This is a genomic window from Thalassotalea ponticola (genome assembly GCF_041379045.1).
Lineage (GTDB): Bacteria > Pseudomonadota > Gammaproteobacteria > Enterobacterales > Alteromonadaceae > Thalassotalea_A > Thalassotalea_A ponticola.
In genome coordinates, this window is record NZ_CP166871.1 from 1,625,709 (window position 1) to 1,649,563 (window position 23,855).

The following is a 23,855-nucleotide window of genomic DNA, read 5'->3' on the forward strand; positions in this document are numbered from 1 at the left end:
TAAATACACCAAATTAAACCATAGCGTTTTTTCGCCATTTGTAAACTTGGCATCGTGTATACTTTGCTGACGAGATAATGCCGAAAACCGTTCTGTTTGTAAAGAAAATGCGTAATTTATTTGCCCAAATAACGATAAATTTTAGTTTTTAGCCGCGATTTTAAGCCAATCGTTACCACGTAACCGTTCATGCGGTAAATACTGCTTTTTGTAATTCATCTTTTGACAATTATCAATTTGATAACCCAAATACAAGTAGTCCTTTTGTAACGTTGCCGCAAGCTCGATCTGCTGCAAAATGGCGTATCGACCAAGGGAGCGTTTCTGATGTTGGGGATGATAAAACGTATATAGTGCCGACAGGGCATCGGGCAGGTGATCGCACACCGCCACGCAAATCAACTGCTCTTGGTCGTATATTTCGATGAACAGTTGAGGTATGCGTTTGGAGAAGATAAATCCCTCATATTGCTCTTTGTTAGCGGGAAACATCGAACCGTCGCGATGTACTGTGTTAATGTAACGCTCGTATAGTGTGTAGTAGCTTGGCTTTGGCTGATTAACAACGCGTATGGTTAAATCTTGATTGAGGTTGCGCAGTCGTTTTTGGCTCTTGCTCGGTTTAAACTCGGCAACCGGAACACGCAATGACTCACATGCTTGACATGCACTACAGTGCGGTCGGTAAACTTGATCGCCACTGCGCCTGAACCCTGCGCTCATCAATGCTTGATAGTTTTGCTGGTTGACGTCTTCATTGTTGGTGACCACAATGAGTCTTTCTTGCATATCCGATAAGTAGTTGCAGGGAAAGCTCGCCGTTAGGCCAAATTGAAAGTATTTTTTTGATTCACTCATAATCTAAAGACAATCAACCTCTCTATAGTTGATTGTAGTTCATCGAAATGACAAGTCACTGGCGTGCCAAAAATGATCAGCCACTCGCTGGCTCACCACGTCTTGTTGACGCATTAAAAAGTCACAGCGCGACAGTTCAATAGCGCCCATCGATTGTAAGAATGGATTTAAGATCTGGCAATCGACAAAGTTGATACCAGCGTGTTTTAATTTTTTGGTTAGCGCAAGTAGGGCTATTTTTGAGGCGTTGGGGCGTAGGTAAAACATCGATTCGCCACTAAAAAAACCATTAATTGCGACGCCGTATAATCCACCCACTAATTGATCGTTTTGCCAAACCTCAATCGAGTGTGCCATGCCAAGTTTGTGTAAACGGCTATAAGCCTGGATCATATCCGATAAAATCCAAGTATCGTCATCTCGCGTTGGCGCATTCGCACAATAGGCAATGACATCAACAAATGCTTTGTTGAGAGTGACTCGGTAGTCACATTTTTTTATAAACTTTAACAGTGAACGATTGGTGTAGACGTGCTCGGTCGGCAAGATGGCACGGGGATCGGGAGACCACCACAATATTGGGTCGCCTTCGTTAAACCAAGGGAAAATGCCATGCCGATAGGCTAGGGTTAATCGATCTGGTGATAAATCGCCGCCAACAGCAAGCAAACCATTTGGCTCGCTCAGGGCAAGGTGATGATGAGGAAAAGCCAGTACTTTATCATCAAGGGAGTAAAGTGACTGGCTCATAATACAGTGATACTGTACGAATTACTTACTTGCTAAAGCGTCTAAATAACGCTCTGCATCAAGGGCAGCCATACAACCTGAACCTGCAGAAGTGATGGCTTGACGATAGATGTGATCGGCTACATCACCAGCGGCGAAAACGCCTTCTTTGCTGGTTTGGGTTGCGTTGCCATTGGTGCCACTGTTAACGGTTAAGTAACCGTCTTTCATCTCAAGCTGACCTTTGAAAATGTCAGTGTTTGGCTTGTGACCGATGGCGATAAAACAACCTGCTACGTCAATTTCTTCAGTAGCATCTGACTTGGTGTCTTTTAAACGCAAGCCGGTTACACCCATATCGTCACCTAATACTTCGTCTAAAGTACGGTCAAGGTGCAAGATGATATTGCCATTTTCTACCTTATCCATTAGGCGTTTGGTAAGAATCTTTTCGCTGCGGAACGTATCACGACGGTGAATTAAATGTACTTCAGACGCGATATTGGCAAGATACAGAGCTTCTTCCACGGCCGTGTTACCGCCTCCGACAACCGCCACTTTTTGGTTGCGGTAGAAAAATCCGTCACATGTTGCACAAGCAGAAATACCTTTACCCATAAACGCTGTTTCAGACTCTAAGCCCAAATATTGAGCCGAAGCGCCGGTACAAATGATCAATGCATCACAGGTATACTCTCCAGAGCTGCCTTTTAAGCGGTATGGTTTTTGTGAAAGGTCGACGTCATCAATGTGATCAAACACAATCTCAGTGTCAAATTTTTCGGCGTGTTGTTGCATGCGCACCATTAAGTCTGGACCCGTAAGATCACTGGCATCACCTGGCCAGTTTTCAACTTCGGTAGTCGTGGTTAATTGACCACCTTGTTGCATACCAGTAATCAAAACAGGTTTTAGGTTAGCGCGTGCGGCATAAACCGCAGCAGTGTAGCCGGCAGGGCCCGAACCTAAAATCAGCAAAGGACAGTGTCTAGTGTCGCTCATGAAAAAACTCCAAATAATTATAAAGGCAATCTCAGTAATACCTATGCAGGTTTACGTGCTGTTATCGATTGCGTTGTAACCCTGATATTGCCGCTCTATAGGCAAGTTCATTTACACAGGGTTGACTCAACGTTTAAATAAATTTTACATCATATTAGGGTAGAGAAACCAGCGCCAAGTTGTAATAAACAGTAATCTATAAACATTCTCATCGCGGTTTAACAACCGCAATCAGCGCAATATATATCAAGCAGTTGGCAGTAATACGATGACATGATTAATTGGGATGATATGTTAACAAAACAAGGTAAACAAGTGTGAAAAAACGCAACCGATGAGGGTTGCGTTTTCTACTAAAGCTCATATTGTAAACTTTACAATACTAGTTGAAGACTACTTGCTTAAGCGTTGGCTAATGCGTCTTTGGCGTTTACAAAATCAAAGCCGAGGTTTTCAGCGACTTCGCGCACTGTAACTTGACCGTTTACAACATTTAAACCGTTTAAGAAGTGCTCATCTGATAATAGCGCTTCTTTGTAACCTAAGTTAGCTAGTTTGATGATGTACGGTAAGGTGGCGTTATTTAATGCAAACGTTGATGTGCGTGGCACAGCGCCTGGCATATTCGCGACACAGTAATGGACAACCTCGTCAACAATATATGTTGGTTCAGCGTGAGTGGTTGGTTTAGACGTTGCAATACAACCGCCTTGGTCAATGGCAACATCGACAATAGCCGCACCAGGTTTCATGTTTTTGATGTGCTCAGCGGTAACTAGTTTAGGCGCTGCAGCACCTGGAATTAATACTCCACCGATCACAAGGTCCGCTTCTAATACGTGTTTCTCTAGAGCATCCGCGGTCGAGTACACGGCTTGAATTTTATTGCCAAACTGTGCGTCTAAGCGACGCAATACATTGATGTTGCGGTCTAAAATAACCACGTTAGCACCTAAGCCTACAGCCATTTGCGCGGCGTTGTTACCAACCATACCACCACCGATGATAACGACTTTAGCTGGCTCTACACCTGGTACACCACCAAGTAGCATACCGCGACCTGCGTTCGATTTTTCTAGCGCCTGAGCACCTGCTTGAATTGACATGCGACCTGCAACTTCAGACATTGGTGCTAGCAATGGCAGACCACCGTTTTGGTCGGTTACGGTTTCATAGGCGATACAGATTGCCTTTGATTTAATCAAGTCTTCAGTTTGCGCTAAATCAGGGGCAAGGTGAAGGTAGGTAAATAAAATTTGCCCTTCGCGTAACATAGCGCGCTCAACGGCTTGAGGCTCTTTTACTTTGACGATCATTTCTGCTTGTGCAAATACTTGCGCAGCAGTTGGTAGGATGGTCGCTCCGGCCAGCTGATAATCTTCATCAGTAAAGCCAATGCCAATACCTGCATTAGTCTCCACGAAGACCTCGTGGCCGTGATTCACAACTTCACGAACGCTCGCTGGAACCATACCAACGCGATACTCGTGGTTTTTAATCTCTTTAGGTACACCAATAATCATACTTTTTCTCTCGAAATGTAGGGGCGGGACTGGACCGAGCTATCGTATTGTTCAGCGATCAGTCACGCTTGTTATTTTGCGCTAATTATAACTGCGTTTTGTTAAATGAGCTTATTGTATTATCGCTGTTTATAGGGGAAAATACTGTTTATAGTACTTCTAGTAGAGATATATATCGAAAATGATGAAGCAAACCAAAAAGCTCGATCGAATAGACCGCAACATCCTTAAAGAGCTACAACGCAATGGGCGCTTATCAAATGTTGAGTTATCAAAGCGCGTTGGTTTAAGCCCAACGCCTTGTTTAGAGCGGGTAAAGCGTCTTGAGCAAGATAAAATCATAACCGGCTACAGTGCGACATTAAACCCCAAGTATCTCGACGCGGCGTTACTGGTATTTGTCGAAATCACCTTAACCCGTACCTCACCAGATGTGTTTGATCAATTCGCTAAAGCGGTCATGAAACTCGACGTGATCCAAGAGTGCCATCTGGTTTCCGGTAACTTTGACTTTTTGCTGAAAACGCGGGTGTCAGATATGCAAGCTTATCGAACCTTACTCGGTGATACCTTATTAAAGTTGCCATCGGTGGCAGAAAGCCGAACGTATGTGGTGATGGAAGAGGTTAAAACCGATAATAAAATTCCCGTTCAGTTTGATTAGCATGACAAAACCTCGGTTAGTGGTTTATCGAGCTGTAGATTTCTGCTAATTTAACAGTATAAATACCCGCGTACCGTCGCATCGCGACGTACACAATAATCAGATAATAATAATGGATTCGACGTTGAGCGCTAAAGAGTCTTTACCTAACACAGATGTTAAACTAACCGGGAGCCAACGACTGTTGGAAGCCGGCTTGATTTTCACCAGTCTTTTTTCTTTGTATTTAATCATTGCCTTATTTTCCTTCGATGCTGCCGATCCCGGATGGTCACAAACCGCTTACCACGCGACGGTAAGTAATAAGGCAGGGGCATTAGGCGCCTACTTGTCAGACATTTTATTTTTCACCTTTGGCTTAGTTGCCTATGCAATACCGTTTGCGTTGGCGTTTTGTGGCTGGTTGTTGTTTCAACGAATTCACGTATTACTCGAAATAGATTTTTTTACCCTTGCGTTAAAGGTGCTTGGTTGTGTGCTTATGGTGCTGGGGTTGACCTCTATTTTCAGTATGAATGTCGATGATAATTACGGTTTTTCATCGGGTGGGTTAATTGGTAACTATCTATCGTTTAGCTTATTTCCGTATTTAAACTACATCGGCAGTTCGCTTTTGTATATCGTTATGACCTGTACTGGTTTTGTCTTAACCAGTGGCGTATCGCTATTCGTATTGATTGACTTTATTGGTGAAAAAACCATTGCCGTCGTCAGTTGGGTGCGTCAGTTGGTCAGTAGTACTCATGCCCACTACGGCGATGTAGGCAACGTTAACCAAGGTGGCAAAAGTATTGATGAACGAGAGACTGACGTGAGTGTCAGCAACACGTCAAATGAGCAATTAGCGCAGCGAAGTGATACGCACATCAGAGCGAATACCAGTGCGCAAAGCGATGCAGTAGGGGACGTTGATGCGATAGCTGACGGTGATGCCGAGCAGTCTATCTCTACTGCACCAGCTGTCGCAAACGAGGCTGCAAAGATTCAACCTACTGAACCGGCCAAAGCAGATAAAAAAGCTGATCTAGCGGCGAATTTAATGTCGATGTTTAGTAAAAGTGATAATCGAGGTGGTGACTCGGCAAGTGAGCAATCGTTTGAACAAACGCCCGTTGCTGAGCAAGATAGCCAGCACGTGCAGCAACACAGTGCTATTGAAGACGAGGTGCCTTTTGACGTTGATGAGCCGGTATTCAGTGGTTTTGACGATATCGACGATTTCGACAAGATTGACGAGCAACAATCAACGTCATTATCTGATCATCACAATGCGTTGAGCAACACGATGACAACCTCAACAGAGGTTGTACAAGAACATATTACCAACGATCCGGTTGACACTCCTATCGAGCCAACTAAAGCGGCTAAACAAGACAAATTGCCTTCGCAATTACTCGCTGAGCAGTACGAGACAATGCCAACCATTGATTTACTGGATAGAGCTGACAAAGCGAAAAATCCGATTAGTGCTGAAGAGCTTGAACAAGTGAGCCGTTTGGTGGAAGCCAAGTTGCTCGATTACGGCGTTGAGGCTAAGGTGACCGATGTCTTCCCTGGGCCGGTAATCACCCGTTTCGAATTGGATTTAGCGCCCGGTGTAAAAGTAAGTAAAATAAGTAACCTCTCGAAAGATTTGGCCCGAGCGCTGTCTGCGGCGAGTGTGCGGGTGGTGGAAGTTATCCCAGGTAAGTCAGTTATTGGTTTAGAGATCCCCAACAAACACAGAGAAATGGTGCGTTTATCGGAAATCATCAGCTGTGAGAAGTTTATTAAATCAAGTTCATCGCTATCTATGGTTATTGGTAAAGACATCGCCGGCGATCCGGTGGTTGCTGATTTGGCCAAAATGCCGCACATTCTCGTTGCCGGTACAACGGGCTCGGGTAAATCCGTTGTTGTCAATGTGATGATTGTTTCAATGTTGTATAAATCAACACCGGAAGATGTGCGCTTTATCATGATCGATCCGAAGATGTTGGAATTATCAATCTACGAAGGCATCCCGCATTTACTGTCAGAGGTCGTTACCGATATGAAAGATGCGGCTAATGCACTGAGATGGTGTGTTGGTGAGATGGAACGCCGCTATAAGTTAATGTCCGCCGTTGGTGTGCGTAACTTAAAGGGTTACAACCAAAAAGTAGCCAATGCCATCGAGCAAGGTGAGCCGTTAATTGACCCACTTTGGCAGCCGAGTGATGGCTTAGATCAAACTCCGCCTCAGCTTGAAAAACTGCCGTCAATTGTGGTTGTCGTAGATGAATTTGCTGACATGATCATGATCGTTGGTAAAAAAGTAGAAGAGTTGATAGCCCGCATCGCGCAAAAGGCAAGGGCAGCTGGTATTCATCTGATTCTTGCTACGCAACGTCCTTCTGTAGATGTTATCACTGGTTTGATCAAAGCTAACATTCCAACGCGCATGGCACTTACCGTACAGTCGCGTATTGATTCGCGTACAATTTTAGATCAACAAGGAGCTGAGCAGTTGCTAGGTCACGGTGATATGCTTTACTTGCCACAAGGTACGAGCATTCCGGTGCGTGCGCAAGGTGCCTTTATTGATGATCACGAAGTCCACGCAGTGGTAAATGATTGGAAGTCCCGCGGGGAACCAAATTACGTCGAAGACATCTTATCAGGTGAAACGACAGAAGATAACATGCTGCCGAGCGAGGCTGCAGAAGGTGGAGAGGCTGAGTCTGACCCGCTATTTGATGAAGTAGTCGCCTTTGTTACCGAAACTCGTCGCGTGTCTATTTCAAGCGTACAACGCAAGTTTCGCATTGGCTATAACCGCTCTGCGCGTATCGTAGAAGATATGGAAGCGGCTGGTATTGTCAGCTCGCCATCGCACAACGGACAACGCGAAGTACTCGCACCACCTCCAGTAAAGGTTTAATTATGATACTTAACAAAATATGGAAACGAACGACACTCTCTTGTGTGTTAGCTGGCTTGACCTTAGCCAGTCCGTTGGTGTTTGGCGCGCTAGACTATAAACAGGCGTTGCAACAAAAGCTTGCCAAGGTGGACGGCTTTTCTGCCGAGTTTAGCCAACAAGTAATCGATGCCGATGGCAACGAAATTCAGCAAAGCACTGGTAACCTAGCGTTGAAACGGCCAAATTTACTGCATTGGCAAACGGTATCGCCAGATGAAACACTGGTGGTAAGTGATGGTGATACACTGTGGTTCTACAACCCGTTTGTCGAGCAAGTTACCGCTTTTCGAGTGGATAATGCAGTGGCCAATACGCCGATTTTATTATTGAGTGGTTTAAATGAACAAGCGTGGCAAGATTATCAAGTAAGTAAACGCAACGACAACGAGTTTACCATATTAGCAACCAAGCAAGATGCACAGGTCACGTCATTACACATCGTTTTTAACGGCGATCAAATTGACAAGTTCACGGTGGTTGATGCAACCGGTCAATTGAGTCATTTTGACTTAACCGATGTGGTTAGTACGCCGCTACCCAATGCAGAGTTATTTTCTTTTGAGGTACCTGAAGGTGTGGATTTAGATGACCAAAGATAACCCATCTTTGTCACTTAACTTTGAACATTCCTCTGATTTCGCGCCTCTGGCCGCGCGCATGCGACCGAGAACGTTAGATGAGTATATTGGTCAGCAGCACTTGCTAGCCAAAGACAAGCCATTGCGACTGGCGATAGAGCAGGGTTTGTGCCACTCGTTAATCTTTTGGGGGCCTCCAGGCACCGGGAAAACGACATTAGCGGAATTGATTGCACACTACGGTGATGCGGAAATTCAGCGTATTTCGGCAGTGACGTCTGGCGTTAAGGAAATCCGCGCTGCGGTGGAGCGGGCAAAACTTGTTGGCCAAGCACAAAATCGGCGTACCATTTTGTTTGTCGATGAGGTGCACCGCTTTAATAAGTCACAGCAAGACGCCTTTTTACCGCATATTGAAGATGGCACTATTGTGTTTATTGGCGCCACCACCGAAAACCCTTCTTTTGAATTAAACCAAGCATTGCTGTCCCGGGCTCGGGTGTATTTACTGCAGTCGTTAAGCAATGATGATCTCGAACAAGTGTTGCAAAGTGCATTAACAGATACTGAGCGAGGATTAGCGAAGTACAAGGTTAGGTTTGAACAAAAAGCGCAACAATCGTTAATTGAGCTTGCCCATGGCGATGCTAGGCGGTTGCTTAATTTGCTCGAGAATTGCGTTGATATTGCACCACATGAGCACGACCAAGTGACCATTAGTCTTGATGTTGTCAACATGGTAGCAGGTGAAAAGCAAGCGTTATACGATAAAAACGGCGATCACTTTTACGATTTGATCAGTGCCTTTCACAAATCGGTTCGCGGTTCATCGCCAGATGCAGCCTTGTACTGGTATTGTCGGATTTTAGAGGGTGGCGGCGACCCGTTGTACGTGGCAAGACGTCTGCTTGCCATTGCCAGTGAGGATATTGGCAATGCCGATCCCAGAGCACTTCAGTTAGCGGTTAACGCTTATGACACTTATCATCGGGTTGGTCCCGCAGAGGGGGAAAGGGCAATCGCACAAGCGACGGTATACCTGGCGCTGGCGCCGAAGAGTAACGCAGTTTACAATGCCTTTAAAGCCGCTAGACAAATGGCTCGAGATACTGGTGATTTACCGGTGCCACTGCATCTTCGCAATGCCACCTCTAAGCTCACCGAATCGTTGGGCCACGGTAAGGAATATCGCTACGCACACGATGAGTCAGGAGCCTATGCTGCTGGGGAAAATTATTTTCCAGAACACATTCAAGACAGCGCGTTTTATTTTCCCAGTGAACGCGGGCTCGAACAAAAATTGCAAGATAAAATCAACTATCTTCGCAGTCTTGATTTAATGGCGACAAAGCGACGCTATGACTAGTTGGCAGACATACGCATATGTCGCCTTAGGTGGTGCAGCGGGTGCAAGCCTGCGATTTTTTATTTCACACATTTGCCTAATTTGGTTACAAAAGGGATTCCCTTTTGCAACCTTGCTCGTTAATATAACGGGCTCGCTCTTGATGGGCATTTTATACGGATTAATCGAACAAGGCGTGATCACTGTGGCGGCTGCTCGGATTCTGATCGGGATCGGCTTTTTAGGTGCATTTACGACCTTTTCTACATTCTCGCTAGATACTGTCTTGTTGATACAACAGGGATTTCTGGTGAAAGCCATGGCAAATGTGCTACTAAACGTTATATTATGTATAGTCGCTGCCGCCATAGGCCTCTTTTTGGTAACCAATAGATAGTACGTGATAACTCATGCTAGATTCAAAAATTTTACGAGCTGACATCAACGCTGTAGCTGAACAATTAGCTGCACGTGGCTTTGAATTAGATGTCGCCACCTTTAATGCGCTAGAAGAAGAGCGCAAAGAACTGCAAGTTCGAACGCAAGAATTACAAAATGAGCGCAATGTGCGTTCCAAGTCTATCGGCCAAGCAAAAGCGCGTGGTGAAGACATCCAACCGTTATTGGACGAAGTGAGTCAGCTTGGCGCCAAACTCGATTTAGCCAAAGAAGAACTTAGTGTTTTATTAGCCAAGATTGACGATATTGTCTCGGCCATACCAAACTTGCCGGCCGCAGACGTACCTAAGGGTAAAGACGAAACTGATAACGTAGAAGTTAGACGTTGGGGGACACCGCGCACATTTGACTTTGAGGTTAAAGACCACGTCGATTTAGCCACCGCGTTAGACAAAGGCTTAGACTTTGAAAGCGGTGCGAAATTAAGTGGCACGCGCTTTGTTGTGATGAAGGGACAAATTGCTCGCTTAAATCGCGCTATCGGACAATTTATGCTCGATTTGCACGCCGATCAACACGGCTATACCGAAGCCAATGTACCACTGTTGGTTAACCACGACTCTTTGTATGGCACAGGCCAGTTACCTAAGTTTGGCGAAGACCTTTTCCATACTGACTTAGGTAGTAAGAAGTTTTCACTGATCCCAACAGCTGAAGTACCACTAACCAATTTAGTACGTGACGAAATCGTTGAGGAAGCCGATTTACCGATCAAGCTGACCGCGCTTTCAAGCTGTTTCCGCTCTGAGGCGGGTTCGTCAGGGCGTGATATCCGCGGCCTGATCCGTCAGCACCAATTTGACAAAGTAGAACTGGTTCAATTAGTGCATCCAGAACAGTCATTTGCAGCACTTGAAGAGCTAACAGCGCATGCAGAAAAAGTCTTGCAATTACTTGAATTGCCATACCGTACCGTGACGCTGTGTACAGGAGATATGGGCTTTAGTGCGACGAAAACCTACGACATTGAAGTGTGGCTACCGGCGCAAAACACCTATCGTGAAATTTCATCGTGTTCAAATATGGGAGATTTCCAAGCTCGCCGTATGCAAGGTCGTTATCGCCCAACGGGCAGTAAAAAACCGGAATTACTGCACACATTAAATGGCTCTGGCTTGGCGGTAGGGCGCACGCTTGTTGCCATTTTAGAAAACTATCAACAAGCCGACGGTACAATTGATGTACCAAAAGTATTGCAGCCTTACATGGGTGGCTTGACTAAAATAGGCTAAAAAGACAATGTCTTATTAGAAAAATGGAGACACTCAAAGTGTCTCCATTTTTGTTTAGGCCGCTCTAGTTTGGCTTATGCCGACATCGGTTTGATTGGCAAGTGGCGGTGACGCTTACCTGTTGCGGCGTAAATGGCATTGGCTAGCGCAGGGGCAAATGGGGCAACGCCAGGTTCGCCCAAACCAGTTGGTGATGCGTCAGAGTCGACAATATGGACATTGACATTGGGCATCTCGTTAATGCGCAACACCGGGTAATCGTGAAAGTTTGAGTTGGTCACTGCGCCGTTTTCAAAGTTTATCTCGGTGTATAACGCCAATGACATCCCCATTACCACCGCACCTTCCATTTGTGCCGTGGCGCCGTCGGTATTGAGAATTTGTCCGCAATCTATAGCGCAGTCTACATTCAGTACGCGAATGTTATCACCGTCTACTTTTACGTGAACAGCCATCGCAACATAACTCTGGAATGAGTAATGTACGGCGATGCCTAGACCTTCACCTTGGGGCAGAGCTTTTCCCCAGTTTGCTTGTTTAGCGGCTAAGTCAAGCACGCCTTTTGAGCGCTGAACTTGCTCGGCAAACTTCGGATCCTTATTGGCATCGAACAATTGATGTAACATCGATACCGTATCTTTACCCGAGGCAACTGCCAGTTCATCGGCAAAACTGCCAAAGGCAAAGCCATAAAAAATGGCGTAGACTGCTCGGTACCAGCCAATGCGTGTATGCGCTGGTGCCAGACCCGATTCACTGCGAAAGTTAGCAATATTGAACGGATGATTATTAACGTCATTAAACGCTCTTTTTGGTGCCCGATCCAGGCCGGCTTGAAATAATGAACTGATCGATGGAAATGCGACGCGCTGAAGCAAACCATCAACCTCGCCTTGCTCATTGATACTGGCTTTGAGGTGCTGCGCGTTTATAGAGTGGTAAAATCCGGTGCGCATATCTTCTTCGCGCGACCATATCAGTTTGACGGGCGCTTTGATCTGCTTAGATATAACCGCTGCTTCATGAACGTAATCGCACTTAAATTTTCGTCCGAACGCACCGCCACTTATCATTACGTTAACTTCAATATCATCCGCTTGTCTGTCGAGTAACTTGGCCAAGACATTTTGAATGTCTTTTGGACTTTGGGTTGATGCCCAAACTTGGCAGCGATCATCGGTAACCGACACCACACTCGCGTTTGGCTCCATAGGAGCATGACAGAGATGGCCGCCAGAATAAGTAGCGCTTACGATCTTTGCTGCGTTATCCAAGGCGCGATCAACATCACCGCGCGAGAACACCTCTTGCGCATCTTGTTCTACGCGTTTTATTAACGACGCTCGATACTGCTTGGTGTTGTATTCCTTATTAGCCCCTAAGTCCCATTCGATTCGTAATTTTTTTAGTGCTTGCTGCGCTGTCCACGAATTGTCAGCAACCACTGCAACTGCACCGACCGAACTAAATGGGTGTTCAATAGGGGCAATTTCAACCACGTCAATAACCCCTTTGACTTTAACGGCATCTGATTTATCAACCGATTTTAATTTACCGCCAAGTACAGGGCAGTGGCTAATGGCGGCGAATTTCATCCCCTCAACTATGGTGTCTGCACCGTAGGTTCGTTGACCTACGACGACCATTTGTTGATCGTGGCGCGGTAAGTCGGTGCCTATGTAGCGAAACGACTCTTTTGACTTAAGAGTCGGGTTATCGGGCACTTCAATATTTTTAGCGATATCGACTAGGTCTCCGTAATTCAATTTTTGGCCAGTCGATTTATTGATTACGTAGTGATTATTGGTGGTAACATTGGTCACATCAATGGCCCACACCTTTGCTGCAGCAAGCATTAACATCTGCTTAGCCGCGGCACCTGCTTTGCGCATCGGTTCGTACATCACCCGAATGCTCGCAGAGCCTCCGGTATCCTGAGGGCCGTATTTTTGCTCATTTCCTTCGCCTTGCTTAACGGTTACGCGTGACCAATCGGCGTCCATTTCGTCAGCTACCGCCGATGGTAAAGCCGTAGAAATACCTTGTCCCATTTCACACCGACCGCAATATAGGGTAAGGTCGCCATTGTTGTTTAAATGAATAAATCCACTGGGAGAAAATGCGGTTGACGACTTATTTTTTGCTTGTGTCGGCAGGCTAATGCCAAGCAGTAACCCGGTTGTACCAAGACCCGCCGCTTTGATAAAGCTGCGTCGGCTCATTTTAGATAAGTTGACAATCTCACTGACGCTATCAGCCAAGCTATTGCGTTGATAATATCGGTTTAATTCATCGCTTATATGAGGGTGCATGTTATACCTCCTTGGCTAGGTCATCAGCGGCTTGACGAATGGCTTTTTTAATTCGTTGATAGGTGCCACATCGACAAATATTACCTTGCATTGCTATCTCGATGTCATTATCGGTTGGGCGTTTATTACTGTTGAGCAAGCTGGCAGCATTCATAATTTGACCCGCCTGGCAATAGCCACATTGCGGTACCTTGTTCTCTAGCCAAGCTTTTTGCAATGGGTGATCGCCGTTTGCAGATAGGCCTTCAATAGTGGTAATTTGCTTATTGGCTAATGAGCCGATAGGGGTAATACACGCGCGTTGTGCGACGCCGTCTACATGAACGGTGCATGCGCCACACAATCCAGAGCCACAACCAAACTTGGTACCAGTAAAGGCCAAATGATCGCGTAAGAACCAGAGTAGGGGCATGTTTTCATCGACGTCAATGGGAAATGACTTGCCGTTGATGGTAATAGAGTTAGCCATGGTTGTTCATCCTATTGCTTTCGTTAACAAATAATATACATCATTAACGATAAAATAACAGTCGAACGGGTGGTTGTGCAAAAATGACGATTGCCGCGGTGACAGCGCCGTCTATAAACAGCGCTTTGGTTTTGGTAGTCCGGCTATTTTTGTTGCTTGCTTTGCAGCGCCTTTGGGAAACAAACGATGTAAATATCGGCTGTTGGCTTTGTCTTCGCCAAATTCGTCTTTCATCGCTTTGATTAATGCGCGAATAGCAGGTGACGTTTTATACTCTAAGTAAAAGTTTCGAACAAAGCGGACTACTTCCCAGTGATCATCGGTTAAGGTGATTCCATCGGTGGCGGCTAATAACGGTGCGAGATCTTCCGTCCACAGGCGAAAATCGGTTAAATAACCTTCTTTATCGGTCTCGTATACGGTGTTATTAAATTCTATTGCCATGTGATCACTTTATCCGCTTGGTCAGATAAGGTAACTAGGTCTTTCAATGTTGCTAGGGCAATCGACGGTTGCTCTGCCTCAATGCCACGCGCAATAAGATGCTCTTCGATAACCAATACATCAATTTCGTCTAGTCGCTTTAATAGCTTGGGATGGGCAACGTTATAAACACCATCATCCATTAAAAACAATGTGTCTTTGTTGCTGAGTAAACCTAAGCACAGGTTTAATTTGTTATCTTGAAATGCACTTGTACGTACGATGTGTAATACTGCCATAAACTCTTAAAATGTTAAAACAACGTCAGCGGCATCAATGAGTGCGGTTATCTGTGAGTTGGTCACCAGCGATGCATCGTTAAACGCAGACGGACCTGACAGTTGACGTTCACTCAAACACGTCTCACTAACGTAGATATCTTCAATATCGTAAAAGTGTAACGCTTTAAACGATGCAATGAAATCCTTTGCACCAATTAATTCAGCATTTTGTTTGGCGATGGTTTGAAATACCCCGTCGCCAATAAAACACAAACTGACATGCATATCATAACTGGCTAAAATGAGAGCGGCATCGAGAGACTCTCGCGCTTTGATATGGTCGAAACTGGCACTGTGATTAACAATCAGATAATGTTTGCTTGGGTGGCTCATAATTGAATTACCTTATCCGCTTTACTGCTAATGACAGCCAATTCACCTAGTCCTGATACGGTAAAAGCGTTACCGACATTATTGGTTAGTTCACTGTCGCTACCATCGCTTAATCCGCGGCGCTCCGCTGCAGAAATACAAACGAATAGAGGCGTGTTTGATGCTTGTTGGAAACGTTGCCACTGCTGATACAGGTTTTGCTCGTCACTTGGTGTTTGCAACAGGTTGTTGGCATTTAAGACACCATCTTGATAAAAGAACACACCATGGAGTTGATGTCCGTTGGTAATGATGGTTTCGGCAAGGTTTAACGCGGTGACTGTTTTATTATCACTTGGGGCTGTGCTAACCACTAACGCATACGTACTCAAAATGCACCTCTTATTATTTTATGGCTGATAAAAAAGGCTCCTAGTGGAGCCTTTTTTAGTATAGATGAATTTTATTTAAAATTAATCATCGCCGCCAGCTAGTGACATTAAAATGTGTAGTAAACTACTGAAAATATTGTAAAGCGATACGAATAAAGTAACCGTCGCTAAGATGTAGTTGCGCTCGCCACCGTGAATAATCTCGCTAGTTTGGTACAAGATGATCGCCGATGAAAACACGACGAACAACGCACTAATGGCTAGTGACATCGCCGGAATTTGCAAAAAGATGTTGGCGACCATGGCGATAAGCAAGAACCAAAAACCAACATTAAGCATTCCCGTCATAAATGACATGTCTTTTTTGGTTGTCAATACGTACGCTGATAAACCGAAGAAAATAAGACCGGTTGCACCAAGCGAGAAGACTACAAGGTCACCTGCGCCCGAGCCAAGAGCATAGCCAACAAGTGGCGCAATGGTGTAGCCAAGGAAACCAGTAAAGGCAAATACTGACAAGATGCCCATGCTAGAGTTGGCGGTTTTATAGGTTAAAAACATCAACCCGTACACGCCAATTAAGGTGACGATCAAGCCTGGGCTTGGTAGGTTCATCATAATCGTCAGCATGGCAACGGCCGCACTGAAGACTAGGGTCATACCTAACAGGGTGTAGGTGTTGCGTAATACTTTGTTAATTTCAATAGCAGAGCTTTGCGTTGCTGTTGAAAATCCTGTTTGTGATTGCATAAAGTTTCCTCAGTACTCTAAATTAACAATAATTAGATAAGGTCAATACCTAAAAAATTCAATTCTTTTTTGTTATTCGGATCAATGTCATTAACCGAACCTAGGTGTTATTAATGCTTTTATAGCGCATTTTATTGGTCCGGTAAATATCAAAACGTGACATATTATGACATATCAATCTGTGTTACGAAAGTATTAACGGTATTGATCAATGATTTGTTGACGGCGATAACAGTCAACACTGTGGTCGTTAACTAAACCACAGGCTTGCATATGGGCGTAGATAATTGTCGAGCCGACAAATTTAAAACCTCGCTGCTTCATGTCCTTGCTTATGGCATCGGAAATCGTCGAGGTAGCGGGGTAGTCGGCCAGCGTTGTCAGTTGATTAACTATCGGCTTATGATCGACAAACTGCCAAAAATAATTACACAAACTGCCGAACTCTTGTTGTAAGATGAGTACGCGTTGAGCATTTGTTACGGCCGCTTGTACTTTCAGGCGATTGCGAATGATTCCCGGATTTTGCAGTAATTGTTCGATCGTCTGTTGATCAAAATTAGCCACTTTATCGACATCAAAATTGGCAAATGCACGACGATAATGTTCGCGTTTTTTCAATACCGTATACCAACTTAATCCGGCTTGGGCTGATTCAAGGGTTAAAAACTCAAACATCGTTTGATCATCTTTAACCGGTACACCCCATTCCAAATCATGATAAGCGACGTAGTCAGGCTTCGACAAATCAAGCCATGGACATCGACAAGTTTGCGATTCGTTAACGCTGTTGTTTGTCATCCGTTACTCCTCGTGAATGCGTTTAGCCTCACATTAGCAGAAATAATCACCGATGTGAGCAAAAATATAGCAAACAAATAGTTTTTTCTAATTAATGCTTTACAACGGTAAAAAGAGCCTCTAATATTCGCATCAACTTCAGGTGAGATGGCTGAGTGGTCGAAAGCACCGGTCTTGAAAACCGGCATACGTTTGTAGCGTATCTAGGGTTCAAATCCCTATCTCACCGCCATATTTTAAAGCCCAGCATTCGCTGGGCTTTTTTCGTTTTCTAAACTGAGTTATCGGTTTTTTACGCTAAGTTTAGTTCGCTTTTACCCGAGGTCTGTCATTAAACGTTTATCGTAACCGTATTACTTGTCGCCTTGGATAAACCAAATCAGTGGATGCTGCGTAAGCTCATTTGATTACTATAAAGCTTTGGCGACAACCATGATAGGTCAATATGAAAACCCCCAACAAACGCTTGCGCCCTGAGAAAATCTGTCCTGTGTGTCAGCGACCGTTTCAGTGGCGGCGTAAGTGGCGAGCTAATTGGGCCGATGTTATCTATTGTTCGCGTCGCTGCCGTTGCTCGCGGTCGAATATCGCGAAGCATCAATCCTAGTATCAAAAAAGGTAACCAGATAGCGCCTTTGTCAACAGAACAGCCATAGTTGTATCTCGAAAAACGTTTGCTTCAATTTTATATTTCAATTGCACAAATCCTCAATACAGCCCTTAGCGTAATGCTGTATGTCATTACTCTATTGATATCAACTGACAAAGATAAGGTTGGGGACAGGGTGATTGGTAATCCTGTAAATTGCTTGTAATGCTTAAGTTATGCTTTCGATGCGCTGTTTTAGACGTGGTTACAACGAACGTTACAGCTGGTCAAGTGAGTTTACAGTAGCTGTAACAAGCTAACAGTTTGCGGCACATAAGGGCAAACCATGCAAAAATTTCAACGACTGCGCTTGATCTTAGGCGATCAACTCAATGCTAATCACTCGTGGTACAAACATTGTGATCCACAAACCCTGTACGTTATCGCCGAACTGCGACAAGAAACCGACTACGTCTGCCACCACATCCAAAAACTGTGTGCGTTTTTCGCGGCGATGAACGCATTTGCCAATTCATTACAGCAGGCCGGACATTCGGTGTTGTATCTAACCCTTGATGATACAGCTCAATACCCCGACTTACCCAGCCTAATCAACGCATTACTCTCGAGGTATCAGTGCAAAGTATTTGAATACCAACAACCGGATGAGTTGCGTTTACTGGCTCAATTATCTTCATTTAAACTGGTTAATTCAGTCGTTAGGCAACAGGTATCTACAGAGCATTTTTTACTTGATGACAGCGATTTAACGCGATACTTCAAAGCAGAAACTCGTCATCGTTTAGAAAGCTTTTATCGCAACATGCGCAAGCGTTTTAATATACTCATGGACAACGGCCAACCGACTGGTGGGACTTGGAATTATGATCAAAACAATCGACAGACGTTTAAAGCCAACGACATTAAAGCAATTCCCCAACCACTGCTTTTTGCCAACCCAGTTAATGACATCATAGAGCGTATTGACAGGCATCAAGTGGCAAGTATTGGTCAAATACAAGGGCAGCTGTTGTGGCCAATTAATCAACAGCAAAGTAACCAGCTGCTAGCTTATTTTTGTTCTCACTGCTTACCGCGCTTTGGCACGTTTCAAGACGCCATGACCAGCAAGTCGCCGCATCAATGGAGCCTTTACCATTCGCGGTTGAGTTTTGCTTTAAATTGTAAAATGTTACATCCGATGCAAGTTATCGAGGCTGCCATTAGCGCTCATCGTTCAAACCCTGAGGCGATATCGCTCGCACAAATTGAGGGATTTGTTCGACAAATTTTAGGCTGGCGTGAGTTTATCCGTGGCATATATTGGGCAAATGGTGACAGTTATAAACTCTCTAATACGCTTTTTGCTACGCGCGATTTACCAGCCTGGTTTTGGACTGGTAAAACGCATATGCAGTGTATGCGACACGCAATTAATCAAAGCCTAGAGTTCGCCTACGCTCATCATATCCAACGATTGATGATAACCGGTAATTTTGCTTTGCTAACCGGTATTCACCCCGACCTCGTTGAAGCTTGGTATTTAGGAATATACATCGACGCCATTGAATGGGTAGAGCAGCCAAATACTCGCGGTATGGCACTGTTTGCCGATAACGGTTTGCTCGCCAGTAAGCCGTATGCTGCAAGCGGGAATTACATCAACAAGATGAGCGATTACTGCACAACGTGCAAGTACGATGTGAAGACGAAAACAGAGGCAAATAGTTGTCCATTCAATGCGTTTTACTGGTATTTTTTACAACAGCACGAACAGCGTTTTAATCATAACCCTCGAATGGCTTTTGCGTATAAAAATTGGCAAAGGCTGTCAACTGAGCAGCGACGAGACATAATCGCTCGGGCAGACTATTTGCTAGACCATATTGAACAACTTTAGATATGGCCACTTCTCTCCTTTAGTTATAAGTGCATCACCCTATATTGGTACAATAGCGCAAAGACAAAATGACGCGAGTGCAATGCCGTGTGACTGTGATTAGAGCATCGTTCAACAGCCCAATCAAGCTAAGGGCTTTTGATCAATATGCGCTATCACCGCGTATTGATAACAAGTTGTATTATTGACTTTGTTCACGAGGAGGTAGGGTGTCGGGTCGTTCAAAAGTGCCAACAACGCGGTTGTCAAGGTTATCATCCCTCGGTGGCTTGGTGGCAAAAGTTGCCTCTAACGTTGTCATTGACGGTGTCAAAACGTGGCGTAACGGTGAGTCGTCTTCACTTCAAACGTTGTTAGTTAAGCCACATAATATTCGCGAGCTTGCCGATAAACTGGCGCACCTGCGCGGAGCAGCTATGAAAGTAGGGCAACTCATTTCGATGGACAGCAACGATCTACTCGGTCCAGAACTGAGCCATTTACTGGAGCGATTGCGCTCTAACGGCGATGCAATGACCGCCAAGCAGTTGTCGTCGGTGTTGGTTGATTCATGGGGAGCGAACTGGCTCGATTCTTTCAGTCATTTTGATCTTAAGCCATTTGCCTGTGCGTCTATTGGTCAAGTCCACCAAGCGTATTTGGAAAATGGCCAGAAGCTGGCAGTCAAGGTTCAGTTTCCGGGCGTTAGAGATTCAATAGACAGCGACATAGACAACGTTTTGATGCTTCTTAAAATGTCGGGGTTTCTCCCCAAGCATTTAGCCGTAAATGCCTTAGTCGATGAAGCAAAACAGCAGTTGATGATGGAAGCCGATTACCTATCAGAAGCCGCGTTTATCGAGCAATTTTACAACCGTATAGATGATCGGCGTTTCATTGTACCGACGGTGCATAAGACGCTTACAAACAAAGATATTTTGGTCATGGATTACATTGAGGGACAAACCATAGACTCTATGATTAATGAACCACAACAGGTTCGTGATGCCTTGGTTGAGTCGTTGATCGGGTTGTTTTTTAAAGAACTGTTCGAGTTAAAACTGATGCAAACTGATCCTAATTTTGCCAACTACCTTTATCAGCATACAACTGACCGAATCGCTTTACTTGATTTTGGCGCAACGCGGACCATCTCAGCTAACATAAGCGCCGGTTATCAGCGATTGATCAGTGCTGGCAAAGTCAACCATCGCAACGTCATGATAGAGGCAGCGCGAGATATTGGCTTTTTTCAACAACATCTCAGCGAGCCTTATTTACAGGATATTGTTGAACTATTTACACTGGCCTGTGAACCACTATCGTGTTCAGCAACGTACGATTTCGGTCGATGTGACCTTGCTTTGCGGATCAAAGCTCACGGCCAAAACATACAGCGACAAAAAGAACAGTGGCATACGCCTCCTGTGGACTCACTGTTTATCCACCGAAAACTTATCGGCCTTTATTTGTTGGCGACTCAACTAAAGGCACGAGTCAATGTGAGAAAGTTGTTTGCCCCTTACTCTCTTGCGACCATGCGATGACCCACGCTAACAATGTTGACGTTGTGTCATGGACACAGAATGGCGCTAAAAGCGTTTCAACGACGTCGCGTTAGTTAGCGTATCAGTTCGCGCTGATATGATTGATGAAAACACGAACTACCGATTTATAGACAATGACCTAACGGACAATACACATGCTTAATTCAAACCATCTGTCTGATCCCAACAAGGGAAGGTGCAACCATCATGTTATCGTATTCGCTGACATGAAGTGCCCATTGTGTGTGAGAGAAATGAATCACTTGAAATCACATGATGACAGCAATAATCTGCTGATAGTTGATATCCATGATCAGGCATTTAACGACTATCCACACATAAATAGAGATGACGCGTTAACAATCTTACACGGTATAGATTCTTCTGGGCGGGTGATAACTGGTCTGGACGTGACGTACCGCGCTTGGCAAGCAGTGGGTAAAGGGTATCTTATCAAGCCCTTGCGGTGGCCTTTGGTGCGCGTGATAACCGATAAGCTGTACATGTTTTTCGCTCAACATCGACACAGTATTTCTAGTTGGCTAACAGGGCCGTCAACGTGTGAACACGACTGCAGTCGCAGTAAAAAGTAAATGTGCAAATCAAGTTAGGTGCATCATAGCTGCGTCCCTTTGATATTATTGCGCTGTTTTTTAAAGGGATAAGGCGTTAAAAAAAATGGCATCGCTGGATATCATGCGTGGCGTTATTTTACTCTGGTAGATTAATTACTGTGCAAACGGATTGGTAATTCAATTTTTTTTACAATTAGCGCTTTACAAGATTAAAAAGAGGCCTTAATATTCGCTCCGACTTCAGGTGAGATGGCTGAGTGGTCGAAAGCACCGGTCTTGAAAACCGGCAGGCGTTTGTAGCGCCTCTAGGGTTCAAATCCCTATCTCACCGCCATATTAACAAAAAGCCCTGCTAATTTAGCAGGGCTTTTTGTTTTCTGTGGGTTTTGATTTCTGTATAGTGACGTTGTTGTATGAGCGAAATGTGGCTCAATTAACGTCTTGCTATAAATCCCGTCAAATTCGCCTAATCGGCCTTCATTGCACTATTTCTTATTCTGATCTGGATACTGCGCTGGGCGCGAGTTAAGTGCTCATACGATGCACCTACACATGCATTTTAGATCTAAGTCATAGCGCTTTAGCATTTTTCAATATCGCTCACTACGGCTATTCTCGCGGTTTTATGATCAACTTAAATACCATCATTGGCATTTCGTCATGATAACCGAGGTCCTCAAATGAGCTTTTCATTGATTGTTTCTTTAGCACTATTTGTTGCCATCTTGCTATTTATCTTTGCGCAACAGCAAAAACAAAACACCTTGTCTCGTTTGGTGTTACTCGGCTTATTAATGGGCTCAGCATTTGGCCTCGGTTTGCAACTGGTTTTTATTGAGAGCCGTGATGTTGTCGGTCAATCGCTTGAGTGGATAGGTATTGTTGGCAATGGTTATATTGCGCTGCTAAAAATGGTGATTATGCCGCTGGTATTGATATCAATGATTTCTGCAGTGGTAAAACTCGATAAGATTGGGTCATTGGGTAAAATATCGAGTTTAACGATTTTTGTATTACTTTTAACTACCACTATTTCAGCCCTGGTTGGCATATTCGCTGCAGCAGTGTTTGATCTCTCTGCGCAAGGGTTAATAGAAGGGGCTCGTGAAACAGCGCAATTGACCGTATTAGATACTCGAGCAGCGAATATTCAAGAGCTTAGCATCCCACAAATGTTAGTCAGTTTTATTCCTACTAATCCTTTTGCTGATCTCACAGGAGCCCGCTCAACGTCAATTATTGCCGTGGTGATTTTTGGTGTGTTAGTAGGCATTGCTGCGCGCAAGGTGATGACAGAAACAACAGAATTGGAATCACCAATTAGAACGTTCGTCGAAGCTGCACAATCTATCGTTATGCGTTTAGTCAAAATGATCATGGTACTGACGCCTTACGGTGTCGCAGCATTAATGACCAAAGTTATGGCAACGTCAAGCGCCACGGATGTGTTAAGTTTACTCAGTTTTATTCTCGCATCTTACTTTGCTATTGGCATCATGTTCATCGTGCACGGTGTGTTAGTGTCATTGGTTGGGGTCAACCCTCGGGAGTATTTCAACAAGATCTTACCGGTACTAACATTTGCCTTTACGTCGAGAAGTTCGGCGGCCACCATTCCGTTAAATGTCGATGCACAAATTCGCAAGTTAGATGTACCTCCTGCTATTGCAAACCTGTCAGCATCGTTTGGCGCAACCATTGGTCAAAATGGCTGCGCTGGGATTTATCCAGCAATGCTTGCGGTGATGGTTGCCCCATCCGTAGGTATTGACCCGCTGTCGGTGAGTTTTATTGTGCCGTTGGTGGCCATGATCGCCATTAGCTCGTTTGGCATTGCCGGTGTTGGTGGGGGCGCAACGTTTGCCGCACTTATCGTCTTGCCTGCGATGGGGTTGCCGGTAACGATAGTGGCTCTGCTTATTTCTATAGAGCCGTTAATCGATATGGCACGTACCGCATTAAATGTATCGGGCGCAATGACTTCAGGTACCATTACCAGTAGATTGCTCACATCGAGCCAACCTCAACAAAATAGCACAGTACAAAAGGCGTAACATTATATCTGTCGATAAAGGCATGTTTAGAACGCCTTTATCGCTATACAAAAGCACAAAATCTTCTATTAAACATT

At 44.8% G+C, this 23,855-nt stretch carries 23 protein-coding genes and 2 tRNA genes; 13 read left to right on the plus strand and 12 right to left on the minus strand.

Annotation, left to right across the window (positions count from 1 at the left end; translation table 11 throughout):
• Positions 1–141 precede the first annotated feature (141 nt).
• The 4 genes from ACAY30_RS06890 to ald form a co-directional block, all read right to left on the minus strand.
• Positions 142–858 (minus strand): arginyltransferase, encoded by a 717-nt coding sequence (locus tag ACAY30_RS06890; RefSeq protein WP_290250303.1) that lies wholly within the window; start codon positions 856–858, stop codon positions 142–144.
• A gap of 39 nt (positions 859–897) precedes the next feature.
• The gene (gene aat / locus ACAY30_RS06895; RefSeq protein ID WP_290250304.1) at positions 898–1,608 is read right to left on the minus strand and encodes a leucyl/phenylalanyl-tRNA--protein transferase; all 711 of its coding nucleotides are present in this window, start codon (positions 1,606–1,608) and stop codon (positions 898–900) included.
• 21 nt (positions 1,609–1,629) lie between these two features.
• Positions 1,630–2,589, minus strand: a complete 960-nt coding sequence (gene trxB / locus ACAY30_RS06900) for a thioredoxin-disulfide reductase (protein WP_290250305.1) — start codon at positions 2,587–2,589, stop codon at positions 1,630–1,632.
• A 401-nt stretch (positions 2,590–2,990) separates the two neighbouring features.
• Positions 2,991–4,112: an alanine dehydrogenase gene (gene ald / locus ACAY30_RS06905; RefSeq protein WP_290250306.1), complete on the minus strand. Its 1,122-nt coding sequence runs from the start codon at positions 4,110–4,112 to the stop codon at positions 2,991–2,993.
• Positions 4,113–4,293: 181 nt separating this feature from the next.
• On the opposite strand from ald, the gene lrp reads away from it, so the two are divergent.
• From lrp to serS, 6 genes are all read left to right on the plus strand, one after another.
• Positions 4,294–4,776 (plus strand): leucine-responsive transcriptional regulator Lrp, encoded by a 483-nt coding sequence (gene lrp / locus ACAY30_RS06910; protein WP_290250307.1) that lies wholly within the window; start codon positions 4,294–4,296, stop codon positions 4,774–4,776.
• 112 nt (positions 4,777–4,888) lie between these two features.
• Positions 4,889–7,678, plus strand: a complete 2,790-nt coding sequence (locus ACAY30_RS06915) for a DNA translocase FtsK (RefSeq protein ID WP_290250308.1) — start codon at positions 4,889–4,891, stop codon at positions 7,676–7,678.
• Between the two features lie 2 nt (positions 7,679–7,680).
• Complete coding sequence (lolA, locus tag ACAY30_RS06920; protein ID WP_290250309.1) at positions 7,681–8,319, plus strand: outer membrane lipoprotein chaperone LolA; 639 nt, start codon at positions 7,681–7,683, stop codon at positions 8,317–8,319.
• The gene (locus ACAY30_RS06925; protein WP_290250310.1) at positions 8,306–9,664 is read left to right on the plus strand and encodes a replication-associated recombination protein A; all 1,359 of its coding nucleotides are present in this window, start codon (positions 8,306–8,308) and stop codon (positions 9,662–9,664) included. Before lolA ends, ACAY30_RS06925 begins: the two co-directional genes overlap by 14 nt.
• The gene (crcB, locus tag ACAY30_RS06930) at positions 9,657–10,040 is read left to right on the plus strand and encodes a fluoride efflux transporter CrcB (protein ID WP_290250311.1); all 384 of its coding nucleotides are present in this window, start codon (positions 9,657–9,659) and stop codon (positions 10,038–10,040) included. The genes ACAY30_RS06925 and crcB overlap by 8 nt, the downstream gene beginning before the upstream one ends.
• Positions 10,041–10,053: 13 nt before the next feature.
• Positions 10,054–11,334: a serine--tRNA ligase gene (gene serS / locus ACAY30_RS06935; RefSeq protein WP_290250312.1), complete on the plus strand. Its 1,281-nt coding sequence runs from the start codon at positions 10,054–10,056 to the stop codon at positions 11,332–11,334.
• A 74-nt stretch (positions 11,335–11,408) separates the two neighbouring features.
• On the opposite strand, the gene ACAY30_RS06940 is transcribed toward serS, so the two are convergent.
• From ACAY30_RS06940 to ACAY30_RS06975, 8 genes are all read right to left on the minus strand, one after another.
• Positions 11,409–13,646: a xanthine dehydrogenase family protein molybdopterin-binding subunit gene (locus ACAY30_RS06940; RefSeq protein ID WP_290250313.1), complete on the minus strand. Its 2,238-nt coding sequence runs from the start codon at positions 13,644–13,646 to the stop codon at positions 11,409–11,411.
• Between the two features lies 1 nt (position 13,647).
• Positions 13,648–14,115: a (2Fe-2S)-binding protein gene (locus ACAY30_RS06945; RefSeq protein WP_290250314.1), complete on the minus strand. Its 468-nt coding sequence runs from the start codon at positions 14,113–14,115 to the stop codon at positions 13,648–13,650.
• Between the two features lie 111 nt (positions 14,116–14,226).
• Positions 14,227–14,559, minus strand: a complete 333-nt coding sequence (locus ACAY30_RS06950; RefSeq protein ID WP_290250315.1) for a TusE/DsrC/DsvC family sulfur relay protein — start codon at positions 14,557–14,559, stop codon at positions 14,227–14,229.
• Positions 14,550–14,837 (minus strand): sulfurtransferase complex subunit TusB, encoded by a 288-nt coding sequence (gene tusB, locus ACAY30_RS06955; RefSeq protein WP_290250316.1) that lies wholly within the window; start codon positions 14,835–14,837, stop codon positions 14,550–14,552. The genes ACAY30_RS06950 and tusB overlap by 10 nt, the downstream gene beginning before the upstream one ends.
• A gap of 6 nt (positions 14,838–14,843) precedes the next feature.
• On the minus strand, positions 14,844–15,212 hold the full coding sequence (gene tusC / locus ACAY30_RS06960) for a sulfurtransferase complex subunit TusC (protein ID WP_290250317.1): 369 nt from the start codon (positions 15,210–15,212) through the stop codon (positions 14,844–14,846).
• On the minus strand, positions 15,209–15,583 hold the full coding sequence (gene tusD, locus ACAY30_RS06965) for a sulfurtransferase complex subunit TusD (RefSeq protein WP_290250318.1): 375 nt from the start codon (positions 15,581–15,583) through the stop codon (positions 15,209–15,211). The genes tusC and tusD overlap by 4 nt, the downstream gene beginning before the upstream one ends.
• An 81-nt stretch (positions 15,584–15,664) precedes the next feature.
• Positions 15,665–16,333: a Bax inhibitor-1/YccA family protein gene (locus tag ACAY30_RS06970; RefSeq protein ID WP_290250319.1), complete on the minus strand. Its 669-nt coding sequence runs from the start codon at positions 16,331–16,333 to the stop codon at positions 15,665–15,667.
• Between the two features lie 195 nt (positions 16,334–16,528).
• A complete protein-coding gene (locus tag ACAY30_RS06975; protein WP_290250320.1) occupies positions 16,529–17,134 on the minus strand; it encodes a DNA-3-methyladenine glycosylase I in 606 nt (201 codons plus the stop codon).
• Between the two features lie 141 nt (positions 17,135–17,275).
• Here ACAY30_RS06975 and ACAY30_RS06980 point away from each other — a divergent pair.
• The 7 genes from ACAY30_RS06980 to ACAY30_RS07010 all read left to right on the plus strand — a co-directional run bounded on the left by ACAY30_RS06980 (position 17,276) and on the right by ACAY30_RS07010 (position 23,778).
• A tRNA-Ser gene (locus ACAY30_RS06980) sits at positions 17,276–17,366 on the plus strand.
• Between the two features lie 213 nt (positions 17,367–17,579).
• Complete coding sequence (locus tag ACAY30_RS06985) at positions 17,580–17,741, plus strand: DUF2256 domain-containing protein (RefSeq protein ID WP_290250321.1); 162 nt, start codon at positions 17,580–17,582, stop codon at positions 17,739–17,741.
• A 328-nt stretch (positions 17,742–18,069) separates the two neighbouring features.
• A complete protein-coding gene (locus ACAY30_RS06990) occupies positions 18,070–19,623 on the plus strand; it encodes a cryptochrome/photolyase family protein (protein WP_290250322.1) in 1,554 nt (517 codons plus the stop codon).
• 209 nt (positions 19,624–19,832) lie between these two features.
• On the plus strand, positions 19,833–21,149 hold the full coding sequence (locus tag ACAY30_RS06995; RefSeq protein ID WP_290250323.1) for an AarF/ABC1/UbiB kinase family protein: 1,317 nt from the start codon (positions 19,833–19,835) through the stop codon (positions 21,147–21,149).
• A gap of 254 nt (positions 21,150–21,403) precedes the next feature.
• A complete protein-coding gene (locus ACAY30_RS07000; RefSeq protein ID WP_371190230.1) occupies positions 21,404–21,742 on the plus strand; it encodes a thiol-disulfide oxidoreductase DCC family protein in 339 nt (112 codons plus the stop codon).
• Positions 21,743–21,967: 225 nt separating this feature from the next.
• Positions 21,968–22,058: transfer RNA gene (locus tag ACAY30_RS07005), tRNA-Ser, on the plus strand.
• A gap of 346 nt (positions 22,059–22,404) precedes the next feature.
• The gene (locus tag ACAY30_RS07010; RefSeq protein ID WP_290250325.1) at positions 22,405–23,778 is read left to right on the plus strand and encodes an L-cystine transporter; all 1,374 of its coding nucleotides are present in this window, start codon (positions 22,405–22,407) and stop codon (positions 23,776–23,778) included.
• Positions 23,779–23,855 lie beyond the last annotated feature (77 nt).